Origin of the sequence: Streptomyces taklimakanensis (assembly GCF_009709575.1) — a bacterium.
In the GTDB taxonomy this organism is placed as follows: Bacteria; Actinomycetota; Actinomycetes; order Streptomycetales; family Streptomycetaceae; genus Streptomyces; species Streptomyces taklimakanensis.
Window position 1 is genome coordinate 3,546,940 of record NZ_WIXO01000001.1, and the last position, 11,893, is coordinate 3,558,832.

13 protein-coding genes and 1 pseudogene are annotated in these 11,893 nt (G+C 69.1%); 9 read left to right on the plus strand and 5 right to left on the minus strand.

From position 1 onward, the window contains the following. Positions 1-15: 15 nt before the first annotated feature. Positions 16-762, minus strand: coding sequence for a Crp/Fnr family transcriptional regulator (locus tag F0L17_RS15740; RefSeq protein ID WP_155071571.1), 747 nt, complete (start codon positions 760-762; stop codon positions 16-18). Between the two features lie 170 nt (positions 763-932). Here F0L17_RS15740 and F0L17_RS15745 point away from each other — a divergent pair, with 170 nt between their 5' ends. The 5 genes from F0L17_RS15745 to tuf all read left to right on the plus strand — a co-directional run bounded on the left by F0L17_RS15745 (position 933) and on the right by tuf (position 6,414). After that, positions 933-1,571, plus strand: coding sequence for a DUF1707 and DUF4190 domain-containing protein (locus F0L17_RS15745; protein ID WP_420802419.1), 639 nt, complete (start codon positions 933-935; stop codon positions 1,569-1,571). Positions 1,572-1,990: 419 nt separating this feature from the next. Continuing rightward, the gene (gene rpsL, locus F0L17_RS15750) at positions 1,991-2,362 is read left to right on the plus strand and encodes a 30S ribosomal protein S12 (protein ID WP_003948652.1); all 372 of its coding nucleotides are present in this window, start codon (positions 1,991-1,993) and stop codon (positions 2,360-2,362) included. Positions 2,363-2,364: 2 nt separating this feature from the next. Beyond that, the gene (gene rpsG / locus F0L17_RS15755) at positions 2,365-2,835 is read left to right on the plus strand and encodes a 30S ribosomal protein S7 (protein WP_093660564.1); all 471 of its coding nucleotides are present in this window, start codon (positions 2,365-2,367) and stop codon (positions 2,833-2,835) included. Between the two features lie 39 nt (positions 2,836-2,874). Then, complete coding sequence (fusA, locus tag F0L17_RS15760; RefSeq protein ID WP_155071573.1) at positions 2,875-4,995, plus strand: elongation factor G; 2,121 nt, start codon at positions 2,875-2,877, stop codon at positions 4,993-4,995. A gap of 225 nt (positions 4,996-5,220) precedes the next feature. Further along, positions 5,221-6,414 (plus strand): elongation factor Tu, encoded by a 1,194-nt coding sequence (tuf, locus tag F0L17_RS15765; protein ID WP_162466261.1) that lies wholly within the window; start codon positions 5,221-5,223, stop codon positions 6,412-6,414. A gap of 105 nt (positions 6,415-6,519) precedes the next feature. On the opposite strand, the gene F0L17_RS15770 is transcribed toward tuf, so the two are convergent. The 3 genes and pseudogenes from F0L17_RS15770 to F0L17_RS15780 all read right to left on the minus strand — a co-directional run bounded on the left by F0L17_RS15770 (position 6,520) and on the right by F0L17_RS15780 (position 8,363). Continuing rightward, on the minus strand, positions 6,520-7,104 hold the full coding sequence (locus F0L17_RS15770) for a hypothetical protein (RefSeq protein ID WP_155071575.1): 585 nt from the start codon (positions 7,102-7,104) through the stop codon (positions 6,520-6,522). 66 nt (positions 7,105-7,170) lie between these two features. Continuing rightward, positions 7,171-7,704: a GNAT family N-acetyltransferase gene (locus F0L17_RS15775; protein WP_155071576.1), complete on the minus strand. Its 534-nt coding sequence runs from the start codon at positions 7,702-7,704 to the stop codon at positions 7,171-7,173. A gap of 213 nt (positions 7,705-7,917) precedes the next feature. Beyond that, positions 7,918-8,363, minus strand: a pseudogene (locus F0L17_RS15780) (ATP-binding protein). Between the two features lie 223 nt (positions 8,364-8,586). Here F0L17_RS15780 and F0L17_RS28080 point away from each other — a divergent pair. The 3 genes from F0L17_RS28080 (at position 8,587) to F0L17_RS15790 (ending at position 10,243) form a co-directional block, all read left to right on the plus strand. Then, complete coding sequence (locus F0L17_RS28080) at positions 8,587-8,715, plus strand: hypothetical protein (protein WP_274389095.1); 129 nt, start codon at positions 8,587-8,589, stop codon at positions 8,713-8,715. Between the two features lie 71 nt (positions 8,716-8,786). Next, positions 8,787-9,026, plus strand: a complete 240-nt coding sequence (locus tag F0L17_RS15785) for an SUKH-3 domain-containing protein (RefSeq protein WP_155071578.1) — start codon at positions 8,787-8,789, stop codon at positions 9,024-9,026. A 293-nt stretch (positions 9,027-9,319) separates the two neighbouring features. Continuing rightward, complete coding sequence (locus F0L17_RS15790) at positions 9,320-10,243, plus strand: PASTA domain-containing protein (RefSeq protein WP_162466262.1); 924 nt, start codon at positions 9,320-9,322, stop codon at positions 10,241-10,243. A gap of 327 nt (positions 10,244-10,570) precedes the next feature. On the opposite strand, the gene F0L17_RS15795 is transcribed toward F0L17_RS15790, so the two are convergent. After that, positions 10,571-11,446 carry a helix-turn-helix domain-containing protein gene (locus F0L17_RS15795; RefSeq protein WP_155071580.1) on the minus strand — a complete coding sequence of 292 codons (876 nt, stop codon included), beginning with the start codon at positions 11,444-11,446 and terminating at the stop codon, positions 10,571-10,573. 49 nt (positions 11,447-11,495) lie between these two features. Here F0L17_RS15795 and F0L17_RS15800 point away from each other — a divergent pair, with 49 nt between their 5' ends. Next, positions 11,496-11,882 carry a cupin domain-containing protein gene (locus tag F0L17_RS15800; RefSeq protein WP_155071581.1) on the plus strand — a complete coding sequence of 129 codons (387 nt, stop codon included), beginning with the start codon at positions 11,496-11,498 and terminating at the stop codon, positions 11,880-11,882. The last annotated feature ends 11 nt before the right edge of the window (positions 11,883-11,893 follow it).

Below are 11,893 nucleotides of genomic sequence, written 5' to 3' on the forward strand. Positions count from 1 at the left end.
CCGGCCGCCGGGACCTCAGCCGCCGCGGACCATGCGGCGGAGCTGTTCGGGACGGGTGACGACCAGGCCGCGGTGGCCGGTCAGGACGATCCCGCGCTGCCGCAGGTCCTTCAGCAGTCGGGCCACCGCCTCCCGCGACGCCCCGACGGAGCCCGCCAGTTCGTGCTGGGACAGCCCGACGGTGAGGCGGACGCCCTCGGGGACGTGCTCGCCGTGGGCGCGGGCGAGTTCGAGCAGGAGGATCGCGAGCCGTTCGCGCACGCCCAGGGCGGCGAACTCCAGGCGGCGCCGGTCGCCGGCGCGCATCCGGTCCGTGGTGAGGGACAACAGCCGCATCGCCACCTGTGGGGCCGTGGCCAGGTAGGCCGTGAAGCGCTGTCGTTCCACCGCGACGGCGCGCACCTCGTCGAGCGCCGTGACGGTCGCCGAACGCGGACGGTCGTCGAGCGCGGCGGACTCGCCGACGATGTCACCGGGGCCGCGCAGGGCGAGCAGTGCCTCGTATCCGTTGGCGGCGGAACGGGTGACCTTGGTCCAGCCGCTGAGGACGAACAACACGTGGGTGGACGGCTCCTCCTGGCGCAGCAGCGGGGAGCGCGGCCCGTACCGGATCGGGTGTCCGAGCGAGAGCAGGGCGCCGCGGTCCTCGCGTTCGAGGCGGGCGAGGAAGGGGACTTGGTCGCCGAGCAGCCCTCCGGGGAGTTCGCCGCCGTCCCACCGTTCCGACCGGTGCGCGTCCTGCAGGACCTTCTCGATGCCCATCGTGACTCCCCCGGGTGACGAAGCTGTCACACTCTAGTGAAGTGCCGTGCGTCGCGCGGGAGGAACGGGCGAGCGGACGGGGATCGACGGTGGGACGGGAACCGTCCGGCGGGTTCGAGCGTCCTGGATGATGGGGCCCAAGGCGGGAGGCGTCCCGGGAGGTGGCCTGGATGGGATTCGGATCGTGGCAGGGAGAGCAGCCGCCGGGGTATCCGGTGCCGGGCAAGGCGCGTTCGGGGCCGCCCGTGCCGCAGGGAGCGCAGCCGGTCCCGCCGGTCCCGTCGGTTCCGCAGCCTCCCCAGGCGGCCCAGATGCCGATGATGCGGGCGTCCAACGCGGACCGGGAGCGCACGATCGACGTGCTCAAGGCCGGGTACGCCGAGGGGCGGCTGGGCCACGCCGAGTACGAGCAGCGGATGGGACGGGCGCACCAGGCGCAGACGTACGGTGAACTCCACGCCCTCGTGGCCGACCTGCCGCAGGGGCCGATGGCGGTGCCCCCGCCCTCGCCGCAGCAGTATCCGCAGCCCTACCAGGCCGTGGCGGTGCCCCGCACCTTCCTGCCGCCGCCTCCTCGGACCAACAACTCGGCCGTCGGGGCGCTGATCTGCGGCGTCCTCATCCCGTTCTACGGGCTCACCGCCGTTCCCGCCGTGATCCTGGGCCACAAGGCCCGGGCGGAGATCCGGCGGACGGGGGAGAAGGGGGACGGCATGGCGATGGCCGGGATCGTCCTGGGCTGGCTGACGATCGGGCTCGGCGCCCTGGCCGTGGTCGCGTTGGTGATGCTCGGGACCGGCGGCGCGTAACCGGACCGGGCCGGAACGAACCTGACCGAACCGGATCGAATCGGACCGCGAGCAAGGTCCGGAGGGCGGGTCCGGGGGCCGGGTCGGGGAGCGGGCCGGAAGCGGTTTCGGGCCTGGACGAAGCGGTCCGGGCGTACTTCCACTCCCCCTTTCCGCCCACTACGGTGGCATGGGCATTTGTTTTGACCGGAGCCGATGCGGTAGGTACGCTCTGACCTTGTGCCTGGGGTATCCCCTGCGCTCTCATACGCGCCGACGTCGCGCGGGAGCGATGAGGGGGACACCGAAATCTGCATGCTTCTCACCCAGAGGGCCCCGTGCTGACGGGAGTGTGCAGCCTTCGACACGCCCGACCGCGTGGGTCGGCGAGTGGCCCGGGTTAGTTGTACCGAGACTGGCACACAGAAACCGGAGAAACGGTGCCTACGATCCAGCAGTTGGTCCGCAAGGGCCGACAGGACAAGGTCGAGAAGAACAAGACGCCCGCACTCGAGGGTTCGCCCCAGCGCCGCGGCGTCTGCACGCGCGTCTTCACCACCACCCCCAAGAAGCCGAACTCGGCCCTGCGTAAGGTCGCGCGTGTGCGTCTGACCAGCGGCATCGAGGTCACCGCTTACATTCCGGGTGAGGGTCACAACCTGCAGGAGCACTCCATCGTGCTCGTGCGTGGTGGCCGTGTGAAGGACCTGCCGGGTGTTCGCTACAAGATCATCCGCGGATCCCTCGACACCCAGGGCGTCAAGAACCGCAAGCAGGCTCGCAGCCGCTACGGCGCCAAGAAGGAGAAGTAAGCATGCCTCGTAAGGGCCCCGCCCCGAAGCGACCGGTCATCATCGACCCGGTCTACGGCTCTCCTCTGGTGACCTCCCTCATCAACAAGGTGCTGCTGCACGGCAAGCGCTCCACCGCCGAGCGCATCGTGTACGGCGCCATGGAGGGCCTGCGTGAGAAGACCGGCAACGACCCGGTCATCACGCTCAAGCGCGCGCTCGAGAACGTGAAGCCGACCCTCGAGGTCCGCTCCCGCCGTGTCGGTGGCGCCACCTACCAGGTTCCGGTCGAGGTCCGCCCCGGCCGTTCCTCCACTCTCGCGCTGCGTTGGATCGTGGGCTACGCCCGCGCGCGCCGCGAGAAGACCATGACCGAGCGTCTGATGAACGAGCTGCTCGATGCCTCCAACGGCCTCGGCGCCGCCGTGAAGAAGCGCGAGGACACCCACAAGATGGCCGAGTCCAACAAGGCCTTCGCGCACTACCGCTGGTAGTCGCTTCCCCATCGAGAACCGAGAGAAGACTGAAGCCTTATGGCTACCACTTCACTTGACCTGGCCAAGGTCCGCAACATCGGGATCATGGCCCACATCGACGCGGGCAAGACGACCACCACCGAGCGGATTCTGTTCTACACCGGTGTGAGCTACAAGATCGGTGAGGTCCACGACGGCGCTGCCACCATGGACTGGATGGAGCAGGAGCAGGAGCGCGGCATCACCATCACGTCGGCCGCGACGACCTGCCACTGGCCGCTCGACAACGTCGATCACACCATCAACATCATCGACACGCCGGGGCACGTCGACTTCACCGTCGAGGTGGAGCGCTCCCTGCGCGTGCTCGACGGTGCCGTGACGGTGTTCGACGGGGTGGCCGGCGTCGAGCCGCAGTCCGAGACGGTGTGGCGCCAGGCGGACCGCTACGGCGTGCCGCGCATCTGCTTCGTCAACAAGCTGGACCGCACCGGCGCCGACTTCTTCCGCTGCGTCGACATGATCGTCAGCCGCCTCGGTGCCCAGCCGCTGGTCATGCAGATCCCGATCGGCGCCGAGTCCGACTTCCAGGGCGTGGTGGACCTGGTCCGCATGAAGGCCCTGGTCTGGTCGGCCGAGGCCGCCAAGGGCGAGATGTACGACACCGTCGACATCCCGGCCGACCTGGCCGAGACCGCCGAGGAGTGGCGCGGCAAGCTGCTCGAGGCCGTCGCGGAGAACGACGAGGAGCTGATGGAGCTGTACCTGGAGGGCGCCGAGCTCTCCGAGGAGCAGCTGTACTCGGCGATCCGTCGCATCACCATCGAGTCCGGCAAGGGCGGCGGCACCACCGTCACCCCGGTGTTCTGCGGCACCGCGTTCAAGAACAAGGGCGTCCAGCCCCTGCTCGACGCGGTCGTGCGGTACCTGCCCTCGCCGGTCGACATCGAGGCGATCGAGGGTCAGGCTCCGTCCGACGCCGAGGAGATCATCAAGCGCAAGCCGTCCGAGGAGGAGCCGCTGGCCGCTCTCGCGTTCAAGATCGCGAGCGACCCGCACCTCGGCAAGCTCACCTTCATCCGGGTCTACTCGGGGCGCCTGAACTCCGGCACCCAGGTGCTGAACTCGGTGAAGGGCAAGAAGGAGCGCATCGGCAAGATCTACCGGATGCACGCGAACAAGCGTGAGGAGATCGAGAGCGTGGGCGCCGGCGACATCGTCGCCGTCATGGGTCTGAAGCAGACCACCACGGGCGAGACCCTCTGCGACGCGTCGTCTCCGGTGATCCTGGAGTCCATGGACTTCCCGGCCCCGGTGATCGAGGTCGCCATCGAGCCGAAGTCCAAGGGCGACCAGGAGAAGCTGGGCGTCGCCATCCAGCGTCTGGCCGAGGAGGACCCGTCCTTCCAGGTCAAGACGAACGAGGAGACCGGGCAGACCATCATCGCGGGTATGGGCGAGCTGCACCTCGAAGTGCTGGTCGACCGCATGAAGCGCGAGTTCAAGGTCGAGGCGAACGTCGGTAAGCCGCAGGTGGCCTACCGCGAGACCCTGCGCAAGTCCGTCGAGAGGGTCGACTACACGCACAAGAAGCAGACTGGTGGTTCCGGCCAGTTCGCCAAGGTGCAGATCGCGGTCGAGCCCCTCGAGGGCGACGGCTACGAGTTCGTCAACAAGGTCACCGGTGGCCGCATCCCCAAGGAGTACATCCCCTCGGTGGACGCCGGTTGCCAGGAGGCCATGGAGTTCGGCGTGCTGGCGGGCTACCCGCTCACCGGTGTGCGGGTGACGCTGCTGGACGGCGCCTACCACGACGTCGACTCCTCCGAGATGGCGTTCAAGATCGCCGGTTCCATGGCCTTCAAGGAGGCCGCCCGCAAGGCCAGCCCGGCCCTGCTGGAGCCGATGATGGCCGTCGAGGTCACCACGCCCGAGGACTACATGGGCGACGTGATCGGTGACATCAACTCCCGTCGTGGCCAGATCCAGGCCATGGAGGACCGCGCCGGCGCCAAGCTCGTCAAGGGCCTGGTTCCGCTGTCGGAGATGTTCGGCTACGTCGGTGACCTGCGCAGCAAGACCTCCGGTCGAGCGAGCTACTCGATGCAGTTCGACTCCTACGCCGAGGTTCCCAGGAACGTCGCCGAGGAGATCATCGCGAAGGCCAAGGGCGAGTAGCGCACGTTTCGTGCCGCTATCCACCCATTAGGCTGGAGCACAAGGCATTCGGGGCTCCCCGTCGCCGGACGGCACACCCGTCCGGCGACGGGCCCCGGCGGCCCGCCCACCCAGATACGAAACGGTCAAGGGCGTCCCCTAGGGGTCCTGACCGGTTCGGCACGACCACCTGAACCCTTCCGCAGAGCGCGGGGGAGTACAGCACCAGTCCACAGGAGGACCCCAGTGGCGAAGGCGAAGTTCGAGCGGACTAAGCCGCACGTCAACATCGGCACCATCGGTCACATCGACCACGGTAAGACCACCCTTACCGCGGCGATCACCAAGGTGCTGCACGACGCCTACCCCGAGCTGAACGAGGTCTCGGCCTTCGAGAACATCGACAAGGCTCCCGAGGAGCGTCAGCGCGGTATCACCATCTCCATCGCGCACGTCGAGTACCAGACGGAGTCCCGTCACTACGCCCACGTCGACTGCCCGGGTCACGCGGACTACATCAAGAACATGATCACCGGTGCCGCCCAGATGGACGGTGCCATCCTCGTGGTCGCCGCCACCGACGGCCCGATGCCGCAGACCAAGGAGCACGTGCTCCTGGCCCGCCAGGTCGGCGTTCCGTACATCGTCGTCGCCCTGAACAAGGCCGACATGGTGGACGACGAGGAGATCATGGAGCTCGTCGAGCTCGAGGTCCGTGAGCTGCTCTCCGAGTACGAGTTCCCGGGCGACGAGGTTCCGGTCGTTCGCGTCTCGGCGCTGAAGGCGCTCGAGGGCGACCAGAAGTGGGCCGACTCCGTCCTCGAGCTGATGAAGGCCGTCGACGAGTCGATCCCGGAGCCGGAGCGCGACACCGACAAGCCGTTCCTGATGCCGATCGAGGACGTCTTCACGATCACCGGTCGCGGTACGGTCGTCACCGGCCGTATCGAGCGCGGTGTCCTGAAGGTCAACGAGAACGTCGACATCATCGGCATCAAGCCGGAGAAGACCTCCACCACGGTCACCGGCATCGAGATGTTCCGCAAGCTGCTCGACGAGGGCCAGGCCGGTGAGAACGTCGGTCTGCTGCTCCGCGGCATCAAGCGCGAGGACGTCGAGCGCGGCCAGGTCATCATCAAGCCGGGTTCGGTCACCCCGCACACCGAGTTCGAGGCCCAGGCCTACATCCTGTCGAAGGACGAGGGTGGTCGCCACACCCCGTTCTTCAACAACTACCGCCCGCAGTTCTACTTCCGTACCACGGACGTGACCGGCGTGGTGACCCTCCCCGAGGGCACCGAGATGGTCATGCCGGGCGACAACACCACCATGTCCGTCCAGCTGATCCAGCCGGTCGCCATGGAGGAGGGCCTGAAGTTCGCCATCCGCGAGGGTGGCCGGACCGTGGGCGCCGGCCAGGTCACCAAGATCATCAAGTGACCCGGTCCGCCTAGGCGGATTCGCCGGCCTCGGCCGGTGGTGAGAGGGCCCGTACGACCGAGAGGTCGTGCGGGCCCTCTCCGCGTTCCGGTGGGAGCCGGCGGGCTACTCGAACCCGGTCAGCCGGTGGGTCAGGCGGTGAGCCGGCCCGTTCTCGCCGGGGTGGGTCACCGTCACGTCGGTGAAGCAGCCGCGCTCGGCGTCGAGCGACAGGCACAGCGAGCGTCCGTCCGGCACCGAGAAGCCGTTGTAGGGGGACGGCTCGCTTCCCATGGGGGTGGCCCGGATCCTCACCGACGCGTCCGGTCCCGTGGTCTCCACGGCGGAGACCACGACACGGGCCAGGAGGTCCACCGGGCGCAGCATCTCCACCAGCCACCCGTCGACCACGCCGGGCCAGGAGTGGAAGTACCACGGGTCGTCCGTGGGATCGGACCCGGTCGGCACCTTCGACCGGAGCGGGTTTCCACCGACGACATGGGTCGTCTCCCGGCCGTCACAGGACCGGTGGGTCTCCCGGCCGCCCTCGCGGACCGTGTACGACCAGCGCAGCGGACCGTCGGCCCGGAGGTGGTGCTCCGACACCTCGCGGGCGGCCCCGCCGGGCTCGGTCACGGTGACGGTCGCGGTCGCCGCGGTGACCGCGGTACGCGTCACCCGTGACAGCCACGCGGCGACGTCCATGCGCATACCGGCCTCCTGTCGTCCGGTCGTGGGGCCCCACCCGGTGCGGGTGGTGGTAGGGGCCGGCCGGGGTCAGGCGGCCGGTCGCGGGAACGGCTTGCGCAGCTCCATGATGTGGCCGGTGGCGGGGAACGCCTCGTTCCCCGCGAGCCTGCCCTCCTTGGTCTCGACGATGACGAAGCCCTCGCGGAGGTAGAGCCCGAGGGCGCGTTCGTTGCCCGCGAGCACCGTGGTCTCCACCCGGGGGCCGCCGTGGGCCACGGCGTGGCGCAGCAGCGCGGTCCCGACGCCCTCGCCGTAGCGGTCCGGGTCCACGTACAACCAGGTGACCTCGTCGTCGGCCAGGGCGACGAAGCCGACGACCGTCCCGGATCCGCCGGCCGCCGGGTCCTCGGCGACCCAGACCCGGTCGTCGAACAGGCCCTCGCCCTCATAGGTCTCGGCCAGCGTCAGGAACGCCTCCACCCCGACCGAGTCGCGCAGTTCGTCCAGCCGCGCGGTGTCGTGGATGCGGGAGACGGCCTCCCAGTCCTCGGGGCGGTAGGGGCGGACGCGCCACTGTGAGGTTCGGGAGGCTTCGGGGCTCGGTCCCGTGAGTGCGGTCATACGCGGAACCCTGGCGGCTCGGCGCCCGCCGCGCAACGCGATAAACCGTCGGCCCGGTCCCGCGCCGCCTCCCCGCGCCAAGGGGGGCACATCCTGCCGGCGCGGCGATCACCAGGCAGCCGACGGCGATCGACCACCACAACGGCGCGTACGTCCCGGTGCGGTCGGGGGCGGTGGTGAAGAGGCGCGTGGGTGCGGTCCGTGCGGCGGGGTTCAGGACGGGAGGGCGATCTCGGCCCGGACCGTCTTGCGGGGCGGTGGCCCGGCCTCGACGCCCCAGCGGTCGGCCAGTGCCTGGACGAGCAGCAGCCCGCGTCCCGACTCGGCACCGTCGGACACCGGCGGCCGGGGGACGGTCGGGTGGCGGTCGCCGCGTGCGTCGGCCACCTCGATGCGGAGCGTGGCGCCACTGCCGTCGCCCTCCCCGGTGACGCGCAGGCCGAGTCGGAAGTCCCGACCGAGCACGCGCCCGTGCACCACGGCGTTGCAGGCCAACTCGGCGACGACCTGCGCGGCCGACTCGGTGGGCAGTCCCCAGTCGGTCAGGTGCGCGACCGTGAGCAGCCGGGCCGGCCGGGCGCCCCGGCGGGTGGGGGGAGCAGTGCGGTGAACTCCCGGACGGCAGCGGGAGTTTCGGGTCGGATGATCTCTGGACTCACATCACCCAGCGTGCCCGCTCGTATCCGCCCCGGCCGGCGGTGTCGCCCGCGCAGGAGACGCTTGTCCGGCCGGTGGCCCGGCCGGTGCGGCCCGGTGCGATGCGTGTGGCGTGGTGCGCGAGGGGCCGGGGGCGGGTGGCCGAAACTCCACCACCACGGCCGCCGCCTCCTTCGCCACCGGGCTGTCCACGCTGCTGAGCGCGGCGCGATCCAGGCGTGCCGGGTGGTGGTGAAGCGGGCGTCGAAGGAGGCCGCGGACCTGGCGGTCGAACGGATCGCCACCGCCGTGACCGAGCCGGCGGTGGCGGCGCCGGAGAACAACGGAGATCCGCACGGTGGGGGATGCGCGTGAGGCGCATTCGAGGGCCATGGTGCACATCCGCCAGATCGGCGAGTCCGTGACTGCCGAAGGAACTCCCTCCCATGGTGACTACAGGAAGCCGTGTCGTTCCTGTGCGCACATGCTTCCCCCGGGAGTTGGGCGAGGAGCTCTTTCCGCTGGGGTTCGACACCCACGACGGGGCCGTCATGCTGGTGGACGGTCGGGGACGCTTCCTTCTCGTGCACCACACGGGCAACTACTGCCTGGCCGATGACGCGTTGCGGGCCGTCTGGAACTTCATGAGGGCGGAAACCCGGGACGCGGAGGACTTCCGCGCCTGACGGTGTTCCCGGCGTCGTCGTCTCCTCGCCGTGGACCACGGCGGGTGGTGGCCACTGGGCGACTCGCCGCGCGGCACCCGATCCCGACGGTCGTCACGGGGAAGAACCGGTTTTGCGTATCGACCGCCTGGCAGTGCCGTCCGGACTAGGCTTCGCCGCACGAACGGCACTGCCAGGGGGGCGGGATGACGTTGCTTCACGCTGCGCGGAACATATCGCGGAGACAGCGAGCGCATGATCGGTGGACGACCCGGAGCCTGCCGGGGAGGGGGAAGCGGGCGGGGGGCCGCGCCGTGATCCGCGGGAGGTTCATCGCCTTCGGCGTGCTCGGCGCTTTTCTGCTCGGGGCCTGCTCGGACGGCGGTGCCGAGGCGGAGCCGAAGGAAACCGTGACCGTGACGGCCACGGCCACGGTCACGGCGAAGCCCGAGAGCATTCCCTCCCAGAAGGACGCGACCCTGGGGGAGGCCCGGAAAGCCGCCGAGGCCGCCGGTTACACGGTCTCCGTCCACAACGCCAACAAGGGCGACGCCGAGCCTTCCGGTAACTGGAAGGTGTGTTTCGAGGACGTCGGCTACGGCACCGTCGACTACGGAGCCGTCGAGGAAGGCGCTCTCTGCCCGAAGAAGGACGGCGGCCCGCTCACGTGGCCCAAGGTTCCCGACGTCACCGGGTCGGTTTACGCCAAGGCCGTCGAGGCGCTGGTCAAGGCGGGCCTGGACGAGGAGAACATCGGCGTCGAATCGGCGTACGAGGACGTCTCCTTCTCCTCCGCCGACGTGGAGGGCGACGCGGACGGTTACAAGGTCTGCTTCCAGTCCCCCTCGGCGGGCACGGACGTCAAGCCCGGTGTCGAGGCGACGCTGACCCTGGTCGAGGGTGGCTCCTGCCCGGCGAGGAAGGGCACCTACAAGGACAGGACGAACGACCCCGACTACACCCCGCCGCCTCCTCCGAGCAACAGCGGCTCCGGCTCCACGGGCGGTTCGGGCGGCTCCGGTTCCACGGGTGGTTCGGGTGGGTCCGGCGGGTCCGGTGGGTCCGGTGGCGCCGCCGAGTGGAACGGCCAGTGCGAGCTGACCTCTCCGGCGGGCAACTGCTACAGGGCCGGCCAGTTCTGCGCCAACAGGCACCTGGGCATGCAGACGCACGACGCCGGAGGTCGGATCATCTACTGCAAGCAGCGTGGGGACGGACAGCGCTGGAACTACTCGTGAGGCCGCGCCCCGTCGGCTGAGTACCTCCCGATGCGGAGCATCGACCGACCAGGCCCCTGTCCGAAGCGCCGATGGGCCAAGACCATCGGCGCGACGGGTGGGGGCCTCGTCGTCCTGTCGTGCCCGCCCCCACCGGCCTTGCCCGCCCGAGCGTGGAACGAGCAAGGCCGGTGGGCCGTGTACGCGGCTCCGGTAAAGCGACCATCTGAAATGGAATTTCCTGGTCGAGGGATTTTCTGCCGAATACGTTCGATAGGGGCTCTCTGCGCCTACCGTGATGTTCGGTAACGGCGCGTCGGCCGTGAGTTCAGCGGGACTGAGGCGCTTTCACCGGGAACCCACCGCACTTTCGGGCCTGTCTGCCGATGACGCCGTGGGTTCCGGCGATGCCCCGCGATTGCGCAAGGCGGCGTAACGCGCGGGCGTGACGCTCAGGTGGCGGGTGAAGTGCCGGTTTAGGTGTGCCTGGTCGTAGAAGCCGACCGCGGTGGCAACGTCGGCCGGCCGCTGGCCGGCGAGTAGGAGTCGGCGTGCCCGGTCGATGCGTCTGCCAGTGAGGTAGGTGTGCGGCGGCAGTCCGTACGACTGTTTGAAGCAGCGGATCAGGTGGGTGGGATGGGCGTGCAGGATCGCGGCCGCCTCATTGAGGGATACCCCAGCGTGTATGCGTGAGTCCAGCAGCTCACGCAGAGCGGCAGCTATTCGCCCAGCCTCACGTCCTGGTGTCCTGACCTGCGAGGCGTTGAGGTGGAAGAGCAGTCGCTCGCGGACGAGGGCCAGCCTGGACTCTGCCTCGAACTGGTCTCCGGGGTGGGCGAGGGCTCCGTGCAACTGATGGATGCGATGGTGCAGCAGTCCATCTCCGTGAACCGGACGGTCGACCGCAGCTCCTGTCAATCGTTCTGGAAGGACACGAGTGTCGAGGTAGAGCACACGCTTGCTGAATCCCGACGGGTTGACCGTCTTCCCGTCGTGGGGGACGCCGGGCGGCAGCAAAATGACCGTGCCCGCGCCAGCGGCCCCGTGCCGACGGCGATCGACGGCGAAGTCGACGGATCCGTCGTCGAGGATCATCAAGTCCCAGGTGTCGTGGGTATGGATCGGGTAGGCATGATCGGCGAATTCGGCGTGGAAGACCTCGGCGATCCCTGCGACCGATGGCCGCCAGGCGCTGATCTGCGTTCGGGGCCGGTTGCCAGTCATGCCAGGAACGTACAAGACCAGAGGCGATCAGCGGCAGCACGCTGATCGCATGACCGAACCCAACGCATCCGTCAACCTCGCCCACAAGCTCTCGCGGTTCGATGAGCTCTGGACACAGAAGAAGATCGCCGATCTGAACGACTACGAGGTCAAGCTCGCCAAAGTCAAGGGCGAGTTCGTCTGGCACACCCACGAGGACACCGACGAATTGTTCCTCGTCATCAGCGGTCGGCTCACCATCCAGCTCAGGGACGGCGACGTCGTACTCGAACCGGGCGAGCTGTTCGTGGTTCCCCGGGGCGCCGAACACTGCCCGGTGGCGGACGAGGAGACTGCCATTCTGCTGCTGGAACCGGCAGGGGTCCTCAATACAGGTGACGCGGGCGGGCCGCTGACCAAGGCTGCTGAGCCCTTGGATCAATCCCACGGCCTCTGAGCACCCTCCGG

What these genes read in the sequence shown, in the direction of transcription:
- F0L17_RS15740 (WP_155071571.1), bottom strand. Translation starts at nt 762, where the DNA reads ATGGGCATCGAGAAGGTCCTGCAGGACGCGCACCGGTCGGAACGGTGG.
- F0L17_RS15745 (WP_420802419.1), top strand. Translation starts at nt 933, where the DNA reads ATGGGATTCGGATCGTGGCAGGGAGAGCAGCCGCCGGGGTATCCGGTG.
- rpsG (WP_093660564.1), top strand. Translation starts at nt 2,365, where the DNA reads ATGCCTCGTAAGGGCCCCGCCCCGAAGCGACCGGTCATCATCGACCCG.
- fusA (WP_155071573.1), top strand. Translation starts at nt 2,875, where the DNA reads ATGGCTACCACTTCACTTGACCTGGCCAAGGTCCGCAACATCGGGATC.
- F0L17_RS15770 (WP_155071575.1), bottom strand. Translation starts at nt 7,104, where the DNA reads ATGCGCATGGACGTCGCCGCGTGGCTGTCACGGGTGACGCGTACCGCG.
- F0L17_RS15775 (WP_155071576.1), bottom strand. Translation starts at nt 7,704, where the DNA reads ATGACCGCACTCACGGGACCGAGCCCCGAAGCCTCCCGAACCTCACAG.
- F0L17_RS15785 (WP_155071578.1), top strand. Translation starts at nt 8,787, where the DNA reads ATGGTGACTACAGGAAGCCGTGTCGTTCCTGTGCGCACATGCTTCCCC.
- F0L17_RS15795 (WP_155071580.1), bottom strand. Translation starts at nt 11,446, where the DNA reads ATGACTGGCAACCGGCCCCGAACGCAGATCAGCGCCTGGCGGCCATCG.
- F0L17_RS15800 (WP_155071581.1), top strand. Translation starts at nt 11,496, where the DNA reads ATGACCGAACCCAACGCATCCGTCAACCTCGCCCACAAGCTCTCGCGG.